At 48.0% G+C, this 24810-nt stretch carries 24 protein-coding genes; 4 read left to right on the top strand and 20 right to left on the bottom strand.

Annotated elements, in window-relative coordinates; translation table 11 throughout:
- Positions 1-90: 90 nt before the first annotated feature.
- On the bottom strand, positions 91-1026 hold the full coding sequence (trxB, locus tag CZ502_RS06815) for a thioredoxin-disulfide reductase (RefSeq protein WP_076460905.1): 936 nt from the start codon (positions 1024-1026) through the stop codon (positions 91-93).
- 272 nt (positions 1027-1298) lie between these two features.
- On the opposite strand from trxB, the gene CZ502_RS06810 reads away from it, so the two are divergent.
- From CZ502_RS06810 to CZ502_RS06800, 3 genes are read left to right on the top strand one after another with little or no spacing between them, the layout of a single operon-like run.
- Positions 1299-2102, top strand: a complete 804-nt coding sequence (locus tag CZ502_RS06810) for a (Fe-S)-binding protein (RefSeq protein WP_200804227.1) — start codon at positions 1299-1301, stop codon at positions 2100-2102.
- Positions 2103-3596 (top strand): LutB/LldF family L-lactate oxidation iron-sulfur protein, encoded by a 1494-nt coding sequence (locus CZ502_RS06805; RefSeq protein ID WP_076460901.1) that lies wholly within the window; start codon positions 2103-2105, stop codon positions 3594-3596. It abuts the gene before it with no gap.
- The gene (locus CZ502_RS06800) at positions 3589-4323 is read left to right on the top strand and encodes a LutC/YkgG family protein (RefSeq protein WP_076460899.1); all 735 of its coding nucleotides are present in this window, start codon (positions 3589-3591) and stop codon (positions 4321-4323) included. The genes CZ502_RS06805 and CZ502_RS06800 overlap by 8 nt, the downstream gene beginning before the upstream one ends.
- A gap of 57 nt (positions 4324-4380) precedes the next feature.
- Here CZ502_RS06800 and CZ502_RS06795 read toward each other — a convergent pair whose 3' ends face one another.
- From CZ502_RS06795 to CZ502_RS06730, 13 genes are all read right to left on the bottom strand, one after another.
- Entirely contained in the window at positions 4381-5730 is a 1350-nt protein-coding gene (locus CZ502_RS06795; protein ID WP_076460897.1) for a dihydrolipoyl dehydrogenase family protein, read from the bottom strand.
- Between the two features lie 164 nt (positions 5731-5894).
- The gene (locus tag CZ502_RS06790) at positions 5895-6374 is read right to left on the bottom strand and encodes a MarR family winged helix-turn-helix transcriptional regulator (protein ID WP_076460894.1); all 480 of its coding nucleotides are present in this window, start codon (positions 6372-6374) and stop codon (positions 5895-5897) included.
- Positions 6375-6579: 205 nt separating this feature from the next.
- Positions 6580-7491 (bottom strand): UTP--glucose-1-phosphate uridylyltransferase GalU, encoded by a 912-nt coding sequence (gene galU, locus CZ502_RS06785; protein WP_076460892.1) that lies wholly within the window; start codon positions 7489-7491, stop codon positions 6580-6582.
- A gap of 65 nt (positions 7492-7556) precedes the next feature.
- Entirely contained in the window at positions 7557-8573 is a 1017-nt protein-coding gene (locus tag CZ502_RS06780; protein WP_076460890.1) for an NAD(P)H-dependent glycerol-3-phosphate dehydrogenase, read from the bottom strand.
- Between the two features lie 15 nt (positions 8574-8588).
- Positions 8589-9422: a prolipoprotein diacylglyceryl transferase gene (gene lgt / locus CZ502_RS06775; protein WP_076460888.1), complete on the bottom strand. Its 834-nt coding sequence runs from the start codon at positions 9420-9422 to the stop codon at positions 8589-8591.
- A complete protein-coding gene (gene hprK, locus CZ502_RS06770; protein WP_076460886.1) occupies positions 9423-10388 on the bottom strand; it encodes an HPr(Ser) kinase/phosphatase in 966 nt (321 codons plus the stop codon).
- Positions 10389-10402: 14 nt separating this feature from the next.
- On the bottom strand, positions 10403-10759 hold the full coding sequence (locus CZ502_RS06765) for a phage holin family protein (protein WP_076460884.1): 357 nt from the start codon (positions 10757-10759) through the stop codon (positions 10403-10405).
- On the bottom strand, positions 10760-11095 hold the full coding sequence (locus CZ502_RS06760; RefSeq protein ID WP_076460882.1) for a PspC domain-containing protein: 336 nt from the start codon (positions 11093-11095) through the stop codon (positions 10760-10762).
- A gap of 22 nt (positions 11096-11117) precedes the next feature.
- Positions 11118-12234 (bottom strand): peptide chain release factor 2 gene (gene prfB, locus CZ502_RS06755; RefSeq protein ID WP_200804226.1). Its coding sequence is split into 2 segments (ribosomal slippage): positions 11118-12161 and positions 12163-12234, totalling 1116 coding nucleotides; the frame shifts between segments, so codons are not numbered across the junction.
- A gap of 82 nt (positions 12235-12316) precedes the next feature.
- On the bottom strand, positions 12317-14680 hold the full coding sequence (gene secA, locus CZ502_RS06745; protein WP_076460878.1) for a preprotein translocase subunit SecA: 2364 nt from the start codon (positions 14678-14680) through the stop codon (positions 12317-12319).
- 224 nt (positions 14681-14904) lie between these two features.
- Positions 14905-15450 carry a ribosome hibernation-promoting factor, HPF/YfiA family gene (gene hpf, locus CZ502_RS06740; RefSeq protein ID WP_076460876.1) on the bottom strand — a complete coding sequence of 182 codons (546 nt, stop codon included), beginning with the start codon at positions 15448-15450 and terminating at the stop codon, positions 14905-14907.
- A 132-nt stretch (positions 15451-15582) separates the two neighbouring features.
- A complete protein-coding gene (locus tag CZ502_RS06735; protein ID WP_234982454.1) occupies positions 15583-16086 on the bottom strand; it encodes a ComF family protein in 504 nt (167 codons plus the stop codon).
- 145 nt (positions 16087-16231) lie between these two features.
- Positions 16232-17575 carry an ATP-dependent helicase ComFA gene (locus CZ502_RS06730; protein ID WP_076460872.1) on the bottom strand — a complete coding sequence of 448 codons (1344 nt, stop codon included), beginning with the start codon at positions 17573-17575 and terminating at the stop codon, positions 16232-16234.
- A 61-nt stretch (positions 17576-17636) separates the two neighbouring features.
- On the opposite strand from CZ502_RS06730, the gene CZ502_RS06725 reads away from it, so the two are divergent.
- The gene (locus tag CZ502_RS06725; RefSeq protein WP_076460870.1) at positions 17637-18275 is read left to right on the top strand and encodes a YigZ family protein; all 639 of its coding nucleotides are present in this window, start codon (positions 17637-17639) and stop codon (positions 18273-18275) included.
- 90 nt (positions 18276-18365) lie between these two features.
- Here the strand turns inward: CZ502_RS06725 and pnuC are convergent, their stop codons facing one another.
- From pnuC to CZ502_RS06695, 6 genes are all read right to left on the bottom strand, one after another.
- On the bottom strand, positions 18366-19085 hold the full coding sequence (gene pnuC / locus CZ502_RS06720) for a nicotinamide riboside transporter PnuC (RefSeq protein WP_076460868.1): 720 nt from the start codon (positions 19083-19085) through the stop codon (positions 18366-18368).
- A gap of 3 nt (positions 19086-19088) precedes the next feature.
- Positions 19089-19823, bottom strand: a complete 735-nt coding sequence (locus tag CZ502_RS06715) for a nucleoside phosphorylase (protein WP_076460866.1) — start codon at positions 19821-19823, stop codon at positions 19089-19091.
- A 2-nt stretch (positions 19824-19825) separates the two neighbouring features.
- Positions 19826-20488, bottom strand: a complete 663-nt coding sequence (locus tag CZ502_RS06710) for a Crp/Fnr family transcriptional regulator (protein ID WP_076460864.1) — start codon at positions 20486-20488, stop codon at positions 19826-19828.
- Between the two features lie 226 nt (positions 20489-20714).
- Positions 20715-20975 (bottom strand): hypothetical protein, encoded by a 261-nt coding sequence (locus CZ502_RS06705; protein ID WP_076460862.1) that lies wholly within the window; start codon positions 20973-20975, stop codon positions 20715-20717.
- Positions 20976-20993: 18 nt separating this feature from the next.
- A complete protein-coding gene (locus CZ502_RS06700) occupies positions 20994-22832 on the bottom strand; it encodes an APC family permease (protein WP_076460860.1) in 1839 nt (612 codons plus the stop codon).
- A 90-nt stretch (positions 22833-22922) separates the two neighbouring features.
- Entirely contained in the window at positions 22923-24530 is a 1608-nt protein-coding gene (locus CZ502_RS06695; RefSeq protein ID WP_076460858.1) for an APC family permease, read from the bottom strand.
- Between the last annotated feature and the right edge of the window lie 280 nt (positions 24531-24810).

The following is a 24810-nucleotide window of genomic DNA, read 5'->3' as shown; positions in this document are numbered from 1 at the left end:
CCACGATCAGCCGCCCAGGGCTCATTGTGCGGTAAAATTATTTATTTTCCACCACACGAACTTGTAAAAATCATCCGTTAAATGGCGAGCTTAGTTAGCCATTGACTTAATGTATTGGTAAACCTGCTGCCCGGCAATGGCACCATCACCAACGGCCGTTGCAACCTGCCGCAACGGTGTCTCCCGTACATCCCCAATCGCGTAGATCCCGGGAACCGCCGTCTGCATCCGCTCATCAGTCTTAATCCAGCCTTGTTCGTCAAGGATATCAAGGTTAGTGAAGGCCTTGGTCATTGGAACATTTCCAACGTAGATGAAGACGCCGTCAGCGGCCAACTCACCGGTCTCACCAGTCTGGTTATTACGGGTCTTGACCCCGTTAACCTTCACGTCGTCACCGAGGATTTCCGTTACGCTGGTATTGTAGACAAATTCCATCTTGTCATTCTTCATAGCAGATGCCTGGATAATTGGTTCTGCCCGTAATTCGTCGCGGCGGACGAGCACCGTTACCTTTGCTGCTAACTGGGTCAGGTACTCTCCTTCTTCAACGGCAGCGTCCCCACCGCCGACAACAATTAGGTTCTTTCCCTTAAAGAAGGCCCCGTCACATACGGCACAGTATGAAACCCCGCGACCACTGAATTCCTCTTCACCAGGGACATTTAAGTGCCGTTGGTCTGAACCAGTTGCAATAACGACCGCCTTTGCTAAGAAGGTCTCATCCATGTCAGTTGTGACCTTCTTCAGCTGCCCTTCTAATTCGATCTGCTTAACTGTTCCGTAGGCATATTCAGCACCAAACTGGGTGGCGCCATCATACATTTCCTTGGCGAGGTCCGGCCCCTTAATACTCTTAAAACCGGTATAATTTTCAATTTCGGCAGTGTTATTAAGGTTCCCTCCGTAAATTCCACGGTCGAGCATCAACACTGATAAGTTTGCCCGGGAGGCATACATTGCTGCGGTCATTCCACCTGGGCCCGCACCAACTACAACAACATCGTATTGCTTCTTTTCAGCCATTTTTCTTCCTCCTCGAAGTTCGTTTAATTATCCATATCATACCGACTTTGCAGTGCTTTGTCTAACACCGTGCTCGCTTCATTGCTCTTATATTCCAAAATAATTATAACCGATATTATTATATTATATAGCAAATAAAAACAAAGTAAGCGGTAACAGCCCTCAAATCAAACTGTTTGAGTTATAATATGACTAATAAGTAGCTAAGACATTAACTTTTTCCCAAATTTTATTAAGGAGGCGAAGTGCATTTACCGCGAATGCACGTATATATGAAAGTTTGTATTTTTTCTACTTGTATCGTTGACTTACTCTACCCCAATGTCGGTAAGGCAACCGTCGAACTCTTGCAACGTTTCGGCTGTGAAACCGTCGTCCCTAGCAAGCAGATTTGTTGTGGTCAACCGACATTTAATAGTGGCTACGACCGGGAATCAATGGCAACATTCAAGAACCAAATTGATGCCCTGCTGAGCATTGATGCTGACTACATCGTCGGTCCATCGGGCTCCTGTGTCGCTATGCTTCACGAATACAAGGATATTTTCAAGGATGACCCTGAATACGCTGAAAAGGCCCAAGTTCTTTACGACAAATCTTATGAATTAACAGAATTCATTTATCGGGTACTCGGGATTCTTGACTGCGGTGCTGAACTTGATGATACAGCAACCTTCCACCGCTCATGTCACATGACCCGGTTACTCGGTGAGCGGACAGCCCCATTTGTCCTGCTTGACCACGTAAAAGGGCTCAAGATGATCCCCCTTCATAATATCCAGCTCTGCTGTGGCTTTGGGGGAACCTTCTCCGCTAAAGAACCACTTTTATCACGGGCAATGGTCGATGATAAGGCCGACAATGTCTTAAAGACCAAGGCGCACATCTTAATTGCCTGTGAACAATCCTGTTTGATGAATATCGGTGGCCGGATTAACCGCCGGCAGGAAGGCGAACACATTAAGATCATGCACATTGCCGAAGTTCTTAACCACAATGTCGATCCTAGTCGTATTACCTACGTTAAGGATACTGATCACGTAATGGTGCCAGCAAACGGAAATGGGGTGTTTTAGATGGGAATTGCAACAAGTAATAAGCCATTCGACGAACGGGTAAAAGAGGCTGAAGCCGATAACTTTATGCGCGCTTCCGTCGCGAAGTCACAAGACGCCCAGTTTGACAAACGGACCGCTGCCCGTCGGGAACTAGGTAATTGGGAAGGCTGGCGTGACCTTTCCGCACAAATTCGCCAGCACACCATCAAGTACTTGCCCGACTACCTTGAAGAATTCAGTGACAACGTCAAAAAGAATGGAGGCCACGTCTTCTTTGCTAAGGACGACAAGGAAGCGAGCGGCTTTATCAAGGAACTGGCAATTAAGAAGCACGCGAAAAATGTCGTCAAGTCAAAGTCAATGGTCACGACTGAAATCGACCTCGACAAGACCCTGCTCAGCATTCCTGGTCTAGCCCTGATGGAAACGGACTTGGCGGAATTTATTCTCCAGGAAGACAACTGGGATGAACCGACCCACATCGTCTTCCCAACCCTCCACAAGAACCGTGACCAAATTCAAAAGGTCTTTCAAAAGATCGGCTACACTGGAGATAATGTTCCAGAACATATGGCAAAATTTGTCCGGCAATATCTCCGGAACTACTTCATGAAGGCCGACTTTGGAATTACCGGCTGTAACTTTGCAGTAGCAAATAACGGAATGATTAACCTCGTTACTAATGAAGGGAATGCCGATTTAACAATGGCTATCCCCAAGACCCAGGTGGTTGTCATGGGGATGGAACGGATCGTGCCAAGCCTCAAAGAAGCGGAAACCCTTGATAATATCCTCAGCCGGAGTGCCGTCGGCCAGAAATTGACCAGTTACTGTTCCTTCTCGTCGGCAAAGAAGGTTGGCGAGGCTGATGGCCCTGATGACTTTTACGTGGTAATTGTCGATAATGGTCGATCGAAGATGCTCAATAGCGAATTTGAACCAATGCTGCAATGTATTCGTTGTGGCTCATGCTTGAACGTTTGCCCAGTTTACCGGCAAATCGGTGGGAAGGGGTATGGTTCGATCTACCCTGGCCCAATGGGGGATGTCCTTTCCCCAATCCTTGGCGGCTATCAGCAATTTAGGGACTTGCCATACGCATGTAGCCTGTGTGCTGCATGTACGGAGACATGCCCAGTCAAGATCCCACTCCACGACCTCATCCGGAAGCACCGCTACGTCGAAATGGACCAACTGCACCTTGACCACAGCATGACCAATGCCCTCTTAAAGACGGTCGGGAAGGGAACCGCATCACCAGCCTTGTTTGCTGATGCCATGCGCGGTGCCCACATTGGCCTTAAAACCTTTGGGAAGAAGACGACCGAAAAGGATATCAAGAACCTCTTCCCTGAAGGCAAGGTCAACCACCTACCCGCAATTGCACCTAAATTGGTTCACGGGTGGGTAGATGTCAGAGACCTGGCGGTAGCGCCAAAGTACCGCGAAAACTTCCGTCACTGGTATAAGAAAAACCAGCAGTTAACAGAGGAGGAACAAAAGAATGACTGATTTTCTAAAAGAAGCTGACACAGCCCAAAATCAAGAAGACTTTTTGAACCGAATTGCAAAAGCAGCAAACCGCCCGCGTCATGCACTCGCCGATAACCCACTGGAACCGGTCAATGAACTGCCGGAAACAACCCTGGCGGGCAAGAGTCAAGATGAGTTGCTGGAAATCGCCAAGAAGAATAGTGAAGCTGTCCATGTTAACTTTAAAGTGGTCAAGAAGGCGGACCTGGGGACAACCCTCGACGAATTTATTAGTGAAAAAGATGTTAACAGTCTGATGCTCCCATCATTTGCGGAAGAAAAATGGACTGATTATTCCCTTAACATGTGGCACCAGGGGCTGGCGATTGACCCCGTCTACTACTGGAAACCAGAACTCGGCCGGGAAAACATCACCAACGCTAACAAGAGTGATGCCGCAATTGGCTTTGCTGACTTCCTGCTAGCAGAATCCGGCACGATTACGATCGCCACCTACCCTGAACAGGGCCGGTCGTTCCACTTCTTGCCAACGCATTATCTCGCAATTATTCCAAAGAGTAAGATTCTTCCGCGTTCCCGGCAAGCAATGGACTACTACGAAAAGGAAATCCAAGCAGGTAACCTGGCGACATCAAACATTAACTTCATCACCGGCCCATCTAATTCCGGGGATATTGAAATGGTCTTAATTGTCGGTGTCCACGGTCCCCTTGATATGGAATACGTTGTTGTTGAAGATATGTAGCGCATATTAACCAAAAACAGGATTGCGATCTGGCAATCCTGTTTTTGTTTTACATGCTTATTGTGCCTTCAAAAGGGGCCGCAACGTTGACCACAGCACGTAGGTTTGCGTTGGGAAGGACATAATCATCGCGCTAAGGTCACGGGCGGTCATCTTCTTCTCAATGATTGGGGTTAACCAGTCTAACCAGGTACCAACTTGGCTTGAGATGGCGGCGGCACCTACCAGGTAACCTTCCTTGTCAAAGATCAACGTCAATTCAGCGTCTTGCTCGTGATTATTGACCCAGTCATGTTGCTTTCCCCATGGAATTTCCACTAATTTATACTGCGCTGGATTAGCTTGGGCTTCGTCAATGGTAACCCCCACTTGCCCAATCCGTGGCAAGGTAAAGACGAGGTTCGGAATAACCGGGTAAGTAATCGCCGGTCCATCAGGAGTTAAAATGTCACGGGCGATATAGTTCGATTCAAACTCAGCGGTTGGTGTCAATTTTGGAATGGTCTTGTCGACAACATCCCCTGAAGCATAGATGCTTGGCACCGCGGTCCGCATGTGTTCGTCGACCTTGATTCCCCGCGGGCTTGCTTCAATCCCCAGCGTTTCTAGGCCAAGGTTTTCAACATTGGCGACCCGCCCCGTTGAATCCAACACAAAGTCACCAGTGGCTTCGACTCCTGCTTGCGTCGATACCCGGAAACCGTCCACCGTTTCTTCCACTTTCGCAACGGCTTGCCCAAAGTGGAAAACGGCGCCTTGATCCACAAATTTTGCCACAATTTTATTGACGTATTTTGCAGGATAAGCCTTCAGTGGGCGGTCACCATATTCAAAGAAGGTCACTTTCTTGCCTGCTAATAGGGCCATTGACGCAAATTCCATCCCGATAATTCCGGCACCGACCACAATCATATGCTCTGGTAAAGTATCCAAGTCTAAGAATTCGGTACTACCCTGCATCAAATCTTTGCCAGGGATATCAAGCTTAGAATTGCGGGCCCCAGTCGCAATGACGATATTGTCAGCCGAATAATGCTGGTCACCGACTGCGACAGTATGGGCATCGATAATCGTGCCCCGTCCGTGGATAATGTCAACCCCCATCTTTTGGAACAAGGGTTCAAATACCGTTTGGAAGCCAGCCAGGGTCTTCCGCTTATGGTCCATTAATTTAGACCAATCAATTTGCACATCTGCCTGTAACCCCAGGTCTTGGTAATTATTCAGGCCATCCAAATATTCAAAGGGGCCGTCTAGCAAAATCTTGGCATCACAACCATAATTGGTGCAAACGCCGCCAAGCTTATCTGCTTCGATCATGGCAACCTTTTTCCCCGCTGCGGCCAACAAACCGGCCCCATGGTTGGCAGCGTGACCACTGCCGATAAAAATTACATCATAGTCCATTCTTATTTCCTCACATTTCTTTAAGTCACCGTCTGTCAGCTACGACAATTGCTTGCAAGTCGTTTGGATTTTTCCTTCGCCGTACGGCAAGTCTCCGCCACCTCTTAATGCCTAATACTAATATACTTTCGCCGCCAGGATTAAATGTAGTGCACCAGCACGGCTTATTTTTCCTTCCGTTCTTGCCGGAACGTGTCCACCATTTCCCGGAGTAGCTTTAAAAGCCTGCTATTATCAGTGCTCCCCTTAAAGTCCTTGGCAAGGGCAGTGCGGACAGCTAACGCATCTTGCCGCAAATCCGCACCCTTTGGCGTAAGGGTGACAATCAGGTCCCGGGCATCTGCCTGTGAGCGCTCTTTCGTAATGAAACCCTTTTCGACTAGTTTCTTTAATACTGGTGTCAGGGTCCCACTATCGAGGAACACCTTGTCGCGCAGCTCCCTCGTAACAATGGTGTGTTCTTCCCACAGCACCATCATGACCACGTACTGGGTGTAGGTCAGGCCAATCTCCGCCAGTAAAGGCGTGTATCGGTTAATAAACTCGCGCGAAGATACATATAAATAAAAACAAAGGTTATGTTCTAAAAGTAGCGATGAATCCTGTTCATGGAACAGCTCACCTTTCTTATCTGTCTGTGTCATTTGCCCTCCTTAAATCAATTTTGTTCAACCGATTGATTACAACCAGTTTAGCAAAATTGAATTTCTATGACAATTATTTTGCTTACTTTTTATCAACCACTAGTCAGTGATGCTAACTTCCTTGTGGACACAAAAAGCCGGACGATGAAAATAGCTCATCGTCCGGCTTTTTGTTTTCAGCTAGGATCTTTTCCCAGCCACTTGCCTATTTCTTAGAAGCCTTCTTATCTTCGGCAGATAACTTTGCCCCTAATTCCTTGATGTATTCACGTAATTCGTCTTTAACTTGTGGGTGTTCAAGACCGTATTCAATGTTTGTCTTAACCCAGCCAAACTTGTTACCAACATCATAACGGTCGCCAGTGTATTCACGGGCAAAGACACGTTGCGTTTGGTTTAAGGTATCAATGGCGTCAGTCAATTGGATCTCGCCGCCCTTACCAGGCTTGGTCTTTGCTAATACGTCAAAGATCTCTGGGGTAAAGACGTAACGACCGATAATCGCTAAGTCACTCGGTGCGTCCTTAGGTGCTGGCTTTTCAACAAAGCTCGTCACGTTGTAGAGGCCTGGGGTAACTTCCTTACTTGGGTTGATAACCCCGTATTTGGCAGTATCTTCGTGTGGAACCCGCATAACTGCAAGGGTTGAAGCACCTGTCTGGTCGTAACTTTCGATTAATTGCTTAGTCAAAGCTTCACCCTTGTTGTTGATGTTGTTGAGGTCGTCACCAAGCATTACAACAAATGGTTCGTCGCCAATGAAGTCGCGCGCGGTCAAAACAGCATCCCCTAAACCGCGTGGGTGTGATTGACGAATAAAGTAAATGTTAACGTCAGTTGTTTCTTCAACCATCTTTAACATTTCGTCCTTGTGCTTCGAACGAAGGTTGTCTTCCAATTCAGGGTTGGAATCAAAGTGGTCCTCGATTGAGCGCTTGTTCTTCCCATCAACGACAACGATATCTTCGATGCCGGACTTCCGCGCTTCTTCAACAATAAACTGAATCGTTGGCTTATCAACGATTGGTAACATTTCCTTAGCCAAAGCCTTAGTTGCAGGGAGGAAACGAGTTCCTAATCCCGCAGCAGGAATAATGGCTTTTCTAACACGTTTCATAATTGTAAAACCCTTTCCATGTCTTCAATTTCTCTCAATATCCATCCTATAGCATTTTACCATATTTATTCATTTTCTGAAGTAAGATCTCGGCTCATCAGTTGAGAAATTGCCGTTTTCACGTCTTCACCCTCGTATAAGACATGGTAAAGCGCCTCGGTGATTGGCATCTTGACCTGCCGCTTCCGACTTAGCTCATAAGCGGCTTTAGTCGTGTAGACCCCTTCGATTACCATTCCCATGTGGTCAATTACATCTTCAAGCTTCTTGCCTTCACCAAGTTGGTAACCCGCACGCCAGTTCCGTGAATTCTTACTGGTAGCGGTAACGACCAGGTCCCCAACACCAGATAGGCCAATAAAGGTCATTGGGTTGGCCCCAAAGGCAACGCCGAGACGGCGGATTTCGGCAAGTCCCCGGGTGATCAAGGCCGCCCGGGCATTATCATGGTAGCCCAGTCCCTGGATGGCCCCGGCACCAATTGCAATAATGTTCTTTAACGCTGCGCCAAATTCCGCCCCAATTACGTCACTATTGGTGTATACCCGGAAGTAAGGATTGCTAAACAATTCCTGGGCCTTCCGTGCACCATTAACATCTTCACAGGCGGCGGTAACGGCAGTCATATCCTTAACTGCAACATCTTCGGCATGGCTTGGACCGGAGAGGACGACGATTGCTCCCCGGTTTGCCGGCGCAATTTCTTCCGCAATCATTTCCGAAGGACGCTTATACGTATCCTGCTCAAGCCCCTTTGTTGCATGGATAATTAATGGCTTTTGCTGTAATTCAGCGAGGTAGCCATTCAACTTCTTTGCCACTTCCCGGAGGCCCTTAGTTGGGATGACGATCAAGATTACCTTGGCATCAGTCACTGCTGCCTTCATATTGGTCGTTGCTTTCAGTGCATCAGAGTAAATCAGATGCTTCATGTAACGGGGGTTGACATGTTCTTCGTTTAATTGCTTAACCTGTTCTTCATTGCGGGACCACAACGTTACATCATGTCCGTTTTCGACAAGCATGTTTGCTAACGTGCTTCCCCAAGAACCAGCACCCAAAACAGCTATTTTTTCAGCCATAATTATTCTCCTTAATTATTTATTTTCACTATCTATCATATACCACGGAACGTTTTTATGATAGCGGCGGACGATCCAGATAACTAACGCACCACAGAAAAAGACTACTGATAATAATTGTGATATCCGGATTGTACTCCCCAGCATGAGGCTATCCGTTCGCAGCCCTTCGATTACAAACCGGCCCACCGAATACCACATCAAGTAGGCAAGAAAAACTTCCCCCTGCTTAAAGAGGTGGTGACGGTGACGAAAAATCATCAACAAAGCAAAACCGGCCAAGTCCCATAGTGATTCATAAAGAAATGTTGGAACCCGGTAATGACCACCGATATACATCTGATTAATGATCCAGTCAGGAAGATGCTGGGCTAGCAGGCTTGCCCGGGTCGTAATTTTTCCAAAAGCTTCCTGGTTCATAAAGTTACCCCAGCGGCCAATCCCCTGGGCCATGATTAAGGTCGGTGCAATCACGTCCATCATCAGCCATGCTGACAAGTGACGGTAGTGGCAAAAGATCAGCAGGGTTACAAAGCCACCGATGATCGCCCCGTAAATTGCAATCCCCCCATCCCAGATTGCAATAATTTCATCCGGGTGGGCAAGGTAATACGGCCACTGGAAGGTTACATAGTAGAGCCGGGCACAGATGATCGCAATCGGCAATGCCCATAAGAGGTAGTCATAAAAGTAATCCTCCGCAATCCCCCGGCGTTTTCCTTCTACAACTGACAGGATCAGGGCCAATACCACCCCGGATGCAATGATAACCCCGTACCAATGAATGGTGAACGGGCCACCTTGAAAGGCAATCGGGTTGAGCGCCGCGATTATTGATCCAGCCGCCATCTACTTCGCCGACCCCTGGTCATTTTTCTGAGAATCGTGAGCCGAATTTTGCTTAATCAACTGTTTAAGGTTGCGGTCAAATGTCTCCGTCGCATCATAACCCATTGTCTCTGCCCGGTAGTTCATCGCTGCTGACTCGATGATAATCGCCAGGTTCCGGCCGGTCTTAACAGGGACTGACACTTTCGGCACGATTACACCCTGAATTGTTTGCGTATCACCCCGGTCACCTAGCCGGTCAAATTGCACGTCTGGCGTCCAAGTCTCGAGGTGAACGATCAAGTCAATGTTGTCACTTGGCATGATCGCCCCGGTTCCATACAGGGTGGAAACGTCGATAATCCCAATCCCCCGGATCTCCATCAGGTGCTTAAGGATCTGCGGCGCGGTCCCGACAAGGGTCTGTTCGTCTCGGGCATAAACCTCAACCCGGTCATCCGCAACTAGCCGGTGCCCCCGCCGAACTAATTCAAGGGCCGTTTCACTCTTACCAACTCCCGAATCACCAGTAATCAAAACACCGACACCACTGATATCAATCAAGACCCCGTGGAGCGACTTCCGTGGGGCGAGCCGTTCCAGGAGGTAGGAAGTCATGTTACTAAGAATCTGGGAAGACGTTAAGTGGGTGCCGAGGATTGGAATCTTCGCATCTGCCGCGGCCTTCTTTAACTCAGCAGGAACAGGAAGGTTAGTTGAGATCACAAAGCACGGCGTCTGGGGAGTACACATCTTCGTCATGTATTCTTCCCGTTGCTCATGCGTCAAATCCTTTGCAAAAGAGGTTTCCGTAATCCCTAGCAATTGAATCCGTACTGCCGGATAGTGTTTGAAATACCCCGCAAATTCAAGGGCTGGGCGGGAAATATCACTGGTAACAATCGTCCGCTGCAGGTACTCTTTTCCCTGGAGAACCTTCAAGCGGACCTTATCAACTAATTCTTGGACAGTAACATTCTCTGACACTTTTATCCACTCCTTTACATTCTTTCCTCGTGGCTCGTGATAATGGTATTACAGATTCCCATGATGATCGCAATCAGGATTGCTGACCATAATGATGAAAAATGGAAGTTGGCCGAACCAACCAGAAAGGACGTCAGTTGTAACATTATCCCATTAATTACAACACTAAATAGTCCCAGGGTCAAAATATTAATTGGCAGGGACAATAGCACCAAGATGGGCTTGACCAAAACATTGAGGATCGCTAAAACAAAGCTCGCTAGTAATGCAATCCAGGCACTGGTGAGATAAAACATCCCCGTCCCGGCAAACAGGCCGGCAAGGGCAATAAAGAGGATTGTATCTATTAGTACTCGTTTCCAAAATTCCATTTATGATCTTCCATTTCTTTTTATGTCTTTTTCCTCAACATCCGTTAACGTCCGCCGTGACTGTTCTGCCGGACGTTGGGCTTTCTTTTGTGATTCACTAAAGGACTTCAGTATTCCTAATAAGTCTGGTTTTTGTGGATCAGCAGGCATGATTATCATGAGGATAAAGTAGATGATAATCCCCGGGACAAAACCAGTGAAGATTGTTAACAATACATAGAGGACCCGTAAGACGTTGGCGGGAATTCGGAAATAAGTGCCAATTCCCCCAAATACTCCAGCAACCATTCGGTCACTTGCCGACCGGGTCAATTTCTTATGCTGACTCTCACGCATTACTGCCACTTCCTTTCTAACGCTACTGCGGATTCTTTTGGCTAAGCTTCCATTGTAAGAATGCGTTAATGAACGGGTCGAGGTCCCCATCCATTACCGCTTGCCCGTTGTGAGTCTCATAGCCACTTCGGTTATCCTTAACCATCGTGTATGGGTGGAAGACATACGAGCGAATCTGGGATCCCCAGCCAATATCAAGCTGTTCTCCTTCAATTTCTGCCCGCTTCTTTGCCTTCTTCTCTTCTTCTAGTTCATACAGTTTTGACTTCAGCATGTTCATTGCTGTTACCCGGTTTTGCAACTGGGAACGTTCTGCCTGCGACGACGTAACGATCCCCGTTGGAATATGGGTAATCCGCACTGCTGATTCGGTCTTGTTGATGTGCTGCCCACCAGCCCCACTGGACCGGAAAGTATCAACCCGCAAGTCAGACGGGTCAATATCAACCTGTACACTATCGTCAAGTTCAGGCATCACATCAACGGAGGCAAAGGAGGTGTGTCGCCGTCCAGCAGCGTCAAACGGGGAAATCCGTACTAACCGGTGAACCCCTTTCTCACTGCGGAGGTAGCCAAAGGCATTGTGCCCCTTAATTAAAAGGGTCACGCTCTTAATCCCGGCCTCATCACCAGCCTCGTAACTAGCAGTCTCGACGCTAAAGCCGTGCTGTTCACCCCAACGGACATACATCCGCAAAAGCATCTCGCCCCAGTCCTGGGCTTCAGTTCCCCCGGCACCAGGGTGGATTTCCAGGATCGCATTTTTCGCATCGTAGTCTCCGTCCAATAGCTGGTTAAGCCGGTACTGTTCCAGGGCCTTCTTGGTTGCCGCAAATGAAGTAGTAAATTCTGACTGCAAGTCATCATCGGCTTCCATTTCAAGCAACTCAATCGACGCCTGAAGGTCACCAATCTGGTCGCGGAGATCAACGTAGGTGTCCCGCTTATCCTTCAGTTCATTGTTCGCTGCAATGACTTTTTGGGCTTGTTCGTTATCATTCCAAAAGTCCGGTTGCGCCATTCTTTGCTCGTTTTCCGCAATCCGCTCATCTAAAGCATCAAGGTCAAAGAGACCTCCCGAAGCGGGCAACTTCTTGTTGCATTGCTTCTACTTGTTTCTTTGCTTCGCTTAATTCCACAGTCAATCCTCCATATACAACAATACGGCAGCGGTACCGCCATGGGTTACCTTACTGCCGTACCTAGTAGTAATTTTAATCGTTATCGTGTTACATTTTGCCGAATCTGGGACTTCATGAAAAGTCGTGTCGTCTCATATTCAATATCGGCAACCATTTGTTCAAACATGTGGTACCCCGCGGTCTGGTATTCAACCAGTGGGTTTAACTGCCCATAACCCCGCAGACCAACAGACTGCCGGAACTGGTCCATCACATCAATGTGGTCCGTCCAGTGCGAGTCAACAACCCGCAAGATAACAACCTTTTCAAACTCAAGCATTTGTGCTGGATCGTAAAGTTGCTTTTCCTTTTCCTTGTAAATTTGCTTAGCAAACGTCATCAGGTAGTTGACCATCTCTTCAGGGGTCTTGCCTTCCAGGTCCTTAACGGTCAGGGTATCTGGCTTAACGATGACTTCTTCAGCAAAGTCAACAATTCCTTGCAAATCCCAGTCCTTCTTTTCACCAAGGGTGTGTTGGTCGACTTCCCGTTGGATCGTCCGCTTGAACATTGGCATCAGTACCCACTTGAGAGACTTGTCCTCAGTGATGATCTCTTGCCGTTCCTTATAGATGATTTCCCGCTGTTCACGCATAACGTCATCGTATTGCAAAACGTTCTTCCGGGAGTCATAGTTGTTACCTTCAACCCGCTTTTGAGCAGACTCAACTTGGTGGGTCAAGAAACGACTCTTGATCACTGCATCATCATCGTTAACCTTCATCCGTTCCAAGAAGGACTTGATCCGGTCACCACCGAACCGCTTCATCAGGTCGTCTTCAAGTGAAAGGTAGAACTGGGAAAGGCCCGGGTCCCCCTGCCGGCCAGAACGCCCACGAAGCTGGTTATCAATCCGCCGTGATTCGTGCCGTTCCGTTCCTAGCACTGCTAGGCCACCGATTTCACGCACACCAGGTCCTAACTTGATATCAGTCCCACGTCCGGCCATGTTAGTGGCGATCGTTACGGCACCACGCTGCCCAGCGTTCTTAACAATCTCGGCTTCCTTCGCGTGGTTCTTGGCGTTTAAGACAACGTGCGGAATGTGTTCCTTGTCAAGCAACTCTGACAGGTATTCAGAGGTTTCAACCGCCACGGTCCCGACCAGGATTGGTTGCCCCTTGGCGTGTAACTTCTTGATCCGTTCAACAACCGCCTTAAACTTGCTCTCCAGAGTTGGGTAAAGCAAGTCTGGTTCGTCCTTCCGTTGAACTGGCCGGTTGGTTGGGATAGTGATGGTCTCCATGTTGTAGATTTCACGGAATTCTTCTTGTTCCGTCTTGGCCGTCCCAGTCATCCCGGAAAGCTTATTGTACATCCGGAATAAGTTCTGGTAGGTGATGTTGGCCATCGTCTTGTTTTCTTCTTGAATCTCAACGCCTTCCTTGGCTTCGATTGCTTGGTGAAGGCCATCAGAGAACCGCCGACCTTCCATTACCCGTCCGGTAAAGGAGTCAACAATCAGGACTTCGCCGTCTTGGACAACGTAGTCCTTATCGAGCAACATGATGTAGTTAGCCCGCAGAGCCTGGTCCAAGTGGTGAGTCAAGGCGGTGTTTTCTGGGTCATAAAGGTTCTTTAAGTTGAAGTACTTTTCTGCTTTCTTGATCCCTTCATCAGTCAGTGAGACCGTCTTCGATTCAAGGTCGATCTTGTAGTCAACCTCTTTTTTCAGTTGCTTAACGAACCGGTCTGTCTGCTTGTAAAGCTTTGACGTCCCAGTACCAGGGCCAGAAATGATCAGTGGTGTCCGCGCTTCGTCGATTAAAATGGAGTCCACCTCATCGACTAAGGCGTAGTTCAAACCTCGTTGTACCTGGTCTTCCTTGTAAACGGCCATGTTGTCACGGAGATAGTCAAACCCGATTTCACTGTTGGTCGAGTACATAATATCAGCCTTGTAAGCTTCCCGCTTTTGGTCTGGACTCATCTCCGAGTTGTTGACCCCGACAGAACAGCCAAGCCAGTTGTATAACTGCCCCATTTCAGTGGCATCACGCTTTGAAAGGTATTCGTTAACGGTAATAACGTGAACACCCTTCCCGGAGATGGCGTTTAAGTATACTGGCATCGTGGCCGTCAAGGTCTTCCCTTCACCAGTCCGCATCTCGGCGATGTTACCTTCGTGAAGCACAATTCCCCCCATGATTTGCACGTGGAATGGGTATAACCCCAATACCCGTTTTGCCGCTTCACGTGAAACAGCAAACGCTTCTGGAAGCATGTCGTCTAATGATTCACCCTTCTTGTAACGATCCCGAAATTCGTCAGTCTTTGCTTGAAGTTGTTCATCAGACAATGCATCCATTGTTTTTGCATAGCTCTCAACTTTATTAGCTAATTTATTAATACGCCGTAATTCACGACGATCGCTTTCAATCCATTTTTTAAGAATATTGGCCATAAAAGCGTCCTTCCTACTTTCTGGCTTAAGTCCAAAATCAATAAAAAAGTACTACTCAAGCCAATTATATTTTTAATTCTAACTGTAATATTTTAACACGTTAGCTCAATAAATTAAAATGATGTACTAATTTTTTTCAGAATAGTGGTCATTCTTATTAATCAGCAGATAAAAAGCGCCAATGATCTCTCATCCGCGCTTCTTAGTTAGCTATTTATCCTGAATTATTCCGCTTCGATTAAACCGTAACGGCCGTCGTTACGACGGTAAACAATGCTTGTCCCGTCAGTTTCAGCGTCTTGGAAGACGAAGAAGTCATGTCCCAGCATGTCCATTTGAAGAACAGCCTCTTCAGGGTCCATTGGCTTCAATGAAACTTGCTTTGTCCGCACGATCTTTAACTCTTCAACACTCTCTGCTGAATCATCGTCAGATGGTACGAATTCAAGGTTCTTTAAGCCCTTTTCACGTGACTTACGGTTAACCTTGGTCTTGTACTTGCGGATTTGCCGTTCAAGCTTGTCAGTTACCAAGTCGATACTTCCGTACATATCATTGGAAGTCTCTTCAGCCCGTAACGTCAAGTATGGTAAAGGAATGGTTACTTCCACCTTGTACGTCCGGTTTGGATAAACTTTTAAGTTCACGTGGGCGGTAGCTTCAACGCTATCTTCAAAGAACTTTTGAAGCTTACTGATCCGCTTTACCACATAGTCACGGATTGATTCAGTAACTTCGACATTTTCACCACGAATATTGAACTTTAACATTGTACTTCTCTCCTTTCAGCCAAGCAAGCTGCTTGATCTGATATCAGAAGGACCACTCTTCTCATATCCTATATTCATTATAGAGTACTTCTGTCTAATAAACAAACTTTATTAGTACTTCTTAATAAGATTTTAACGTGCAAGTGAAACGCTTCCAACCCTGCTGCAGCCCGCTTGTTTAAAAAGGCTGGCAGCATGGTAGAGCGTCCGTCCGGTGGTATAGACATCATCGACTAATAGCACCCGCTTCCCCACAACATCCAGGTTGGCTGGCAAACAAAATGGCTGTGGTGTCCGCAACCGTTCACGCCGGGTCTTGCTTGACTGCGCCGGTTTGTCCTTTTCCTTTGCGTCCAGTACCTCTTGATAAGTCCCCGGTACTAATAGCCCCGTTACCTGGTTAAACCCCCGTTCTTGCCAGGCACGTGCGGTTATTGGGATTGGTACAACAAGGTCCCCTGCCCGCGCACGGACTAGTTTACTAAGTTCTGCCTGAAAGACTAACCGCAGACGGTAATCACCCAGGAACTTATAGCGGTGCATGTAATCTTTCATCATCTCGTTATACTCATACAAGGCATAGTGACGGAGGTGCCAACCATACTGTTGCTGCCACTGCTGGCACTCTATACACAACTCAGCTTTTCCGGTACGACTGCAACCGGGGCAGCGCGGACTGGCACAGGGGCGAAAACGCTGCCGGCATTCTGTACATACCGCCTGCTGGCAGATTTCTCCCGGCCAAAAGATATCTTTCAGCGTCAGTGGCGCGTGCGTTGACTTATTGCAAAGAAGACAGTTCACTTTTAAGTTTTCGCCCCTTCCTATTCATCAAGCGGATTTGTGCAACTGCCTGACGGACATTACGACAATTACCTGCGATCCAAAAGACGACATTCCCCGTCGGTCGCTGTGGTGACCGGCCCGCTCGCCCCGCAATCTGAACAAGGGCTGACGAGGAAAAGACCTCATCATCTGCGCCAAGGACATAGACATCAATCCCCGCAAAGGTCACCCCCCGCTCTAAAATTGTACTGGTGATAAGAAAATCATACTGCCCATCACGCATCTGCTGAACCTTGGTCATCCGGTCCGGGTCCGTGGCGTGAACGGTCGTGAACTTTTCTGCAGTAAAGTTCTTGCGAAGGGCTTTTTCTGCCGGGGCGAGGTCGGCGACGTGGGGCACGAAGAGTAAGAAACGGTGGCCCTGCAATAGGCTTGTCCGTAGTTGGCGGATAATTCCTTGGCTAATCCGCTGTCTTTTCACCTGCTTACGCCAGTTGATCGCCAATCGGAGCTTGATTGTTGGTAATAACTCACCATGATAACGCAACGGGAGGTAGTTGACCGTTAGCCGGTGACGGCGTACTTCCCTTAGCAAAGTTTCGCCGGGAGTCGCCGTCAAGTATAAGCAGCCACCATCTTTTTTTAGCGCCTGGCGGGTCGCAAACAATAGTGCCGGATTGGCCGCATAGGGAAAGGCATCCACCTCGTCGATGATTAAGTTGTCAAATGCCCGGTAAAAGCGCAGTAATTGGTGGGTGGTACAAATTGTCAACTGGGCATAGCGGTACGGGGTCGGCTGGTGGCCATGCAATAGTACAACCTGACAATTCGCAAAGGCCGCTTGCAAACGTGGGTATAATTCGCCGCATACATCAACCCGGGGTGAAGCAATTGCCACCCGCTCGCCCCGTTCAAGGGCTGCCGCAATCCCTGCAAACATCATCTCGGTCTTCCCTGCGCCGGTTACCGCCCATAGTAGCTGGTGACAATGCCTTTTCATTCCCTCCTTAACCGCTTCGGCAGCCCGTTGCTGAAATGGCGACAGGGTCCCTTGCCAGGTCAGCACTGGCTTGACCGGTGAAAATTGATTTGGTTCGGGAACATGATAAAATTTAGTTAATGTTGATACCCGTCCGAGGTTTATGCAGTGCGGACAGTAGTATTCGCCACGTGGGAGGGCCGCGACTGTCTTCGGGGTCTGGTGGTTACACCGCAAGCAACGGATCATCGCCGGCCCAACCTCAATCGTCGGCAAGACCTGCAGGGCCGGAAAGTGGTCCCGCGACGTGTCATCTCGCCCTACTAAAAGCCGTCGTCCATAATAATCATTCAAATTCATCTTTAACCCCCCTATTATTTATATACGTAAAAAAACAAAAATTGCACGAAGGAAGTTTAAAATGACTGAACCATATCTTACGATTGCTAACTCGACCACCTATGAAAAGGTAATTAAAAAGTCCCGCTTCATCTGCTCGATTGCCCGGGCATCATCTGAAGAAGAGGCCCAGGCATTTATCAGTAAAATTCAAACCGAAAATCGCAAGGCCACGCATAATTGCTTTGCCTACATGATCGGTGAGAAAGATCAAATTCAACGCGAAAGCGATAATGGCGAGCCAAGTGGAACCGCTGGAATCCCCATCCTTGAATCATTGAAGATGGCAAAGGTCCACAATGTTGTCGCCGTGGTAACCCGCTACTTTGGGGGAATCAAGCTCGGTGCCGGTGGCCTTATCCGGGCATACAGTAACACGACCACGGAAGCAATCCACGAAGTTGGCCTAATTCAGCGGGTCAAACAAGCGACCCTCAAGATCACCGTCAGCTACCCACAACATGATTCCCTACTGTACTATCTCAAAGAACAAGGGCTAGAAGTTGCCGGTGAAGAATACGGGGTCAATGTCGTCACAAGCATTTACGTTGACGAAGCTACATTAACCAACGTTAAGGAAGACCTGGTCAACCGCTTCAATGACCAACTGCAAATTGAAGAAGGTGACCACCGTTATAATGAAATCCCATACGAAGCATAAAAAACTAGGGCTAGGAAGAAACCATGTTTCTTCCTAGCCCCTAGTTTTATCTCCGAATATTACATAGTAATCGCGGAAAAAAGCTTGTTTTTATTTACTCGTTCCACCTTCATTATCGGCTTCCCCGCTTGCCCATACCTTTGTTGCGTATAGGGAGTTAAATAGCAGGGCGGCTTGGAGGGCAACCTGTGAAAGGTCACCGCCGAATGTTCCAATGTGGACCCCCATCGTGTAACGAACCGCTAGAATGATCCAGTAGATGATGTTGGCCGTGTTGACCCAGATCCACAGTGACCAGTTTTCCTGGTACTTCAAAACATAGAGTAACTGGGCAATGAAACTAACAACCAGGTTGAAAGAGTCAAAGTATGGCAACTGACCATTGAACAAGCCAATTACGTACCAACCAACAAAGTAAGCCACGACAACTCCAGCGAATACATACTTCCGCATCTGGGGACTGAACCGCTTGGTTGCGTCGTCATTTCCCCACATGAACCAGCCGATCGGTTGGGAAATAACATAGATAATATCCATCACAAATGTTCCCCAAGCGTGACTCTGCCAGGCAACGTAAGTCATCGCCACACACTGGATAAAGCCAAAGATGAAGGTAATCCGCCGGCCCTTCATCCCATAGACGAGGGCGAGGGTGCCAAAGACCCCTGATAACATTCCAACCCAGCTATCCGGCGCGATTAGGTATACCCCAATCTGCAGCAATAGCAAGATAGTTACATAGATAACTTCAAACTTCTTCCATTTGGTGAACAGCTGGTTAAATAGCCAGCCATGTTGTGTATTTGTCATTTTCTAATCCCCCAATCCTTGATCACTTAAGATGTCAAATGCTAGTTTTAACGAGGCTTTCTCCCCCGCGGCCATCAAGTCATCGCCGCTTACCAGGTCATTAACGCCGGCAGCGAGGTCACCTTCGTATAGGACCACGTTGTTAAGGATTGACAAAGTCTTCATCCCCCGTTGACGACCAACGATCATCATCGCGCCAGACTCCATGTCGGCACCAACAATCCCCTTTTCTGACCAAAACTTTTCAACTTCCGCATTATTATCCATGTAGAAGCCATCGTGCGAGCGAATAATCCCGTAAACCGCATCAGGAGCATACTTATGAGCCAGCGCCATTAACTGGTAGTCAGGCACTGCCGGGTATTCTGCCGGAACATACTGTTTTGTCAGGCCATCATCACGAACCGTCCCTTCACCGATGATCAGCTTACCAAGGCCAATTCCGCTTTGCATCGCGCCAGCTGAACCAACCCGGATTACTTTATCAACCTTAACATTATGAAGTTCTTCGACCCCAATTGCCGCAGACGGTGCACCAATTCCGGTTGACATTACTAGGATTCGCTGACCCTTGTATTCACCGATGACGGACTTATATTCACGGTTAAATGCCCATTCTTGAACATTATCCAAGAGTTTCGCAGCTTTATCGACCCGGGCAGGATCACCAACAATTACTGCCCGGTCAGTCTTGATCGCCGTTGTTAGCTGGGTGTGTGGTTGTAATTCTTCTGTCATCTTTATCCCTCGCTTTTTATAATCGTCTGCAGCTTTACCGAATCAATTACCTTAATGACGCTTCGCTGAACTTCAACCGCCCCGAGATCCGTCAGCTGTTTCAACACCCGGTTGATATTTCGGTAAGAGGTATCAACTTCATACGTTAGTTGCTCACGGGTCAGTAACTTATGCTCTTGACTTGCCTGCATTAGAATCAACCCAATCTGTTGCAAGGCGGAGTACAAGCTATACCGCTCCACCCGTTTTGTCAGCTGAAAGATCTGGGTCGACAGGTTGCTGATCAAGTCATTTGCAAACCGGTGGTCCCGGCTCGTCCATTCACGAAAGGCATCATTAGGTAATTTTAAGAGGGTCACTGGGGTAATGTTGATGATGGAGGCACTATAAGCTTCATGAATGATCGCCTCCTGTTCGCCCAAGAACATCCCAGGGCCGTAGATATCAAGCACCACCGACTTGCCGTTATGACCATTCAGGTAGACTTTCACCCGGCCCTTCACCAGGATATAGGTTGAGTGATAATGTTGGCCCTGAAAGAGCTGAAACTCGCCAGTTTCTTGCTGCTCGACAGTCATCTGCTCCAGGGTTTGTAAGGGAGCGGTCTTTACTAGCTCGTAAACCTGTCCATTTGACGAAATTGCTTCAAGTACCTTATCAATCATTACCAGTTGCTCCTCTTGATGTTTTTATCTTACTCCACATACGGTTGAATTAACTATGTCAGCCGTCCTTAATTTGGAATCGCTTACAGTATTTTGTGCGACTTTTAACTAATATTTGGGGACATTTGTCCTCAACTCACCTTTTCATTATAACAAACGCGCTTTTAGAAACCGTCCTTAACAAAAAGAACCCAAGAAACTTCTTTCCTGAGTTCTCCGTCAATTATTAACTTAATAGCGCTTCAACAATATCAAGGATGATGATCAACCCTAACAGCCCGCTAAGGGTGAAGAGCACCTTTGTCGTTCGCCTATCCCGTGCCCGCAGCTTTGCCCAGTTCATTCCGGCATAGGATCCTAAGACCAGCAGGCAGCCGCTAACTCCATATATCCCAGAATGGAAACCACGGTTGTCAATTGAGTAGCTTGCTGCGAGAAATAAGCCGATGGCAAATAACAATGCCCATAAGGCCTGCTTTTTCTTCATCAATCAGTAACCCCTTCTCTATTCATGGAGGTGGTAATTGTAACTAGCAACGATAATATTTTGCCGGGAATTAAGCAGGGCCCGTAAGCGGACACTTGTCTGGTTATGCAGGGCTAATTGCCACGAATGTTTAGGAATAAACTGGGGCACAAGCACAGTTGTCGAATAGTTTCTGGCCTCTGCCCGCTTCGCAATCACGTCGACGAAGCGCAACGTTGGCTTGGCAATCGACCGGTAAGACGAGTGAATATCGACAAACCGGACATCCGGATACTCAGCCTTAAATTCATTCGCCGTCTTGTGTTCCTTCCCCGGGTTTTCATCAAAGGAAACGTGCATTGCGATGACATAATCCCCGATTGAGCGGGCGTAATTAATTGCGCCCCGGGTAACCCGGGTAACGTTCCCGACGAGGACAATCACCGTTGCCCCGTCGTAGTCATGCAGCTGCACCTTTGTCTTTTCGGCTACCCGCAACTGAGCCGCAACCTTAACATAGTGACTGTGCACAGCATGGAAAATCCCTAACAAGAGCGGCATGATAATCAGGTACGGCCACACATTAGCAAAGTGCTGCCAGAAAAGGCAGATGACCAGGACGAAGGAAATCACCGCCCCGACCAAGTTAATGAAGGCCTTGCCGAGCCACAACCGGCCCCGTTCCCTGAACCAGTGAATAATCATCCCGGATTGGGAAAGGGTAAATGGCACAAACACCCCGACCGCGTAAAGTGGGATCAGCATGTTCGTCTGCCCGTGGAAGATCAAGATTAAAATGATCGCTCCAATGGCCAGGGCAATGATCCCGTTGGAATAACCCAGCCGGTCACCCCGGTCCATAAAGGCGTGGGGCATGTACTTGTCCTTAGCCATGTTAAAGGCAAGGATGGGGAAGGCTGAGAAACCTGTATTAGCGGCAACTGCTAAAATCATCGCCGTTGCCAGCTGTAATAAGTAAAAGCCGAGACCATGTCCACCAAAGATCTGGGCCGCCATTTGCGAAAGGATTGTTGTCCGGGAGTTTGGAACAACCCCGAGATAAAAGCTAAAGAAGATCACCGCAATAAAGAAGAAGGCCAAAATGGCACTCATTATTGCGAGGGTCGTCGAAGCATTCTTCTCCTTCGGCTTGTTAAAGTTAGGCACCGCATTACTTACGGCCTCAACCCCGGTTAGGGATGATGAACCAGCGGAGAATGCCCGGATCAACAAGACAAAGGACATTCCAGTAACTGGCGTCCCATAGTCAACGACCGCATGGTAGTGGATGTGACCTGTTGCAATGTTATAGCCACCCCAAATAACCATCACGATCATCATAATGACGAAAAAGTAAACCGGAATCGTCAAGAAATTAGCACTTTCGCTCATCCCCCGCAGGTTCATAAACATAATCAGCAGGACAATGATAATCCCCAGGGGAATCGAAAACTTATACAAGGCCGGGACCGCCGAAGTAATCGCTTCGACCCCGGAAGTCGTGGATACCGCCACGGTCAGCATGTAGTCGACCAGTAGCGACCCCCCGGCGAGCAAACCACCATTATTTCCCCAGTTGGTCGTGGCAACAACATAGGCGCCACCACCGCTCGGATAAGCATGGATGATTTGCTGGTAAGAAAGTGTAATTGCTAATAACAACAGTAAAACAATTGCAGCAATCGGAATCGAGTACCAGATGGCGGCTGCTGATAAGGTAACCAACACGGTCGTGATCTGTTCAGGTCCATATGCCACTGACGAGATAGCATCAGACGATAACATCGCTAATGCTTTAAACTTGGTTAGATGTGATTGCCCTTCATCAAGGGTTTTTAATGGTTTCCCAATTAAAACACGTTTAAGATAACGCCACATACTATTCTCCTTTGACTCTTATGCATTAAACAATCATCAAGATTAGGAAACAATGTTACAATTTTCTCCGCTGATTTGCAATACGCGAAGCTAATTCTCCTGGGGGAGTTTGACCTTCGCGTTGACCTCTTCGGCCACCGGATCAACTTCCTTGAGCCGGCTCTTCACCGCCCAGTGATAGAAGGCCAGTGAACAAAGAATGATAATAACAAAGTCCCATGGATATTTAATCCAGTCCTGCCCACCGAAGCCTTCACTACCGGCATATGAGATTGCCGAGATAAAGACCAGGTAAGCGAGCATCCAGTAACAGTTGTGGAGATCCTTCATCCCCATCTTATGGCGGTAACGGATTTCGTAGTATAGGTAGATCGGCAAGCCAATCAGGATCACCACAATTACTTGGATCGTGGTTGGCCACATCGTCCAGTAGATTGCCAGACTTGTAAGGACAAAGGCAAATGGTGCTAGCCAGGACATATAGCGGGGATTAAACGGCCGCTTCATATCTGGCCGCATCTTCCGCAACGAAATTACAGTCACTGGCCCAGTCAGGTAGGCAATCAGCGTCGACCCAGTGATGACGGTCGCCAGCAAGCTCCAATTTCTAAAAAGACTCACCATGATTACTGCCAAGCCAAGGTCAACGACCATCGCAAAGCGGGGAATCATGTACCGCCGTTCCAGGCGCCCCAACCACTGTGGCAGGTGCCCAGTATGGGTCATCGCCGCAAGGGCGCGGGAAGCAGTGGCGACAAACGCAACCCCCGTCCCAAACGGGGAAACAAAGGCGTCCATGTACAAGAGAATCGCTAACCAGTTCATTCCAAGGATAATAGCGATGTCAGCAAAGGGTGACGAATAGTTAATCCCATGCCAACCCTTTTGTGCCAAAAGCTGGGGATTAATCGCCCCGATAAATGCAACCTGGAGCATGATGTAGATTGCGGCGGTGATGATCATTGAGATCAAAACTCCCCGGACAATATTTTTGTGGGGGTTCACCATTTCGCCCCCCATATTGATCACCGTCTGGAAAGCATCATATGACATGATGATCCCAGAAACAGCCGCGGCCTCAAAGACTGACCGGCTGCCGTACGGCATAAAGGTGCCAACACTGTGCCCAAAGTTGCCGGGGTGAAAGCCAGAAATAATCAGCATCACAATCGTCAGTGTTGGTAAGACAATCTTGAAAACAGAGATTAGGTTTGTAAACCGCGTCATTAATTTCACTGACCAAAAATTGATCAAGGTGAAGACGAGCATGAAGATAAAGACAACCCCTAACCCAGGAGTCGTGATGTTGCCATCCTTCATGAAGTTATGGGTCCAGTTTGCCCATGACCAGGGCCAGGAACTCATATATTGCACCGAGGCCACTGCTTCCATCGGCACGAGGGTGATCAGTGAAATCCAATTCGCCCAGGCAGCCACAAAGCCGAGTAACGGGCCGTGGCTATACTGCGCGTACCGGCTCATCCCTCCACTTTCGGGAAACATCGCCCCCAATTCAACATAGGTCAAGGCGATACTAATAATAATGACCGCCCCTAAGATCCATGAAATAATCGCCGCTGGCCCCGCGACTTTGGCAGCAGTTCCTGCACCAAATAGCCAACCAGAACCAATCAACGAATTAAGGGCCAACATAACTCCTGAAAACAAACTAATCTTCTGGATTTTTAATTTTTCCATTCTTAGTTCCTCTCAGTAAAAGAAGTCAATAATCGAACTTCTTTGGTATTAAAGCTAAAATCACATTTGCTAATAAATGCATACCCTTAACTTTACCACAGTTTGAGTGGGGCAGATCATTTTAAACGGTAGGGTTAGCACAAAAAACGCTCTTCTAAGGTAAAATCAACCACTCCGGCGCCCTTACCCATATTATTAAAGAGCAACCACAAAGCTGCAGTTGCTCTTTAATGAGGTGGGGATGTCAGTGACCGCAAGAACAACCGTCTTAGCACTATCG

Source organism: Limosilactobacillus caccae (assembly GCF_900156885.1).
In the GTDB taxonomy this organism is placed as follows: Bacteria; Bacillota; Bacilli; order Lactobacillales; family Lactobacillaceae; genus Limosilactobacillus; species Limosilactobacillus caccae.
Note: the sequence above shows the minus strand (reverse complement) of the source record. Positions and strands in the feature narration are given on the sequence as shown.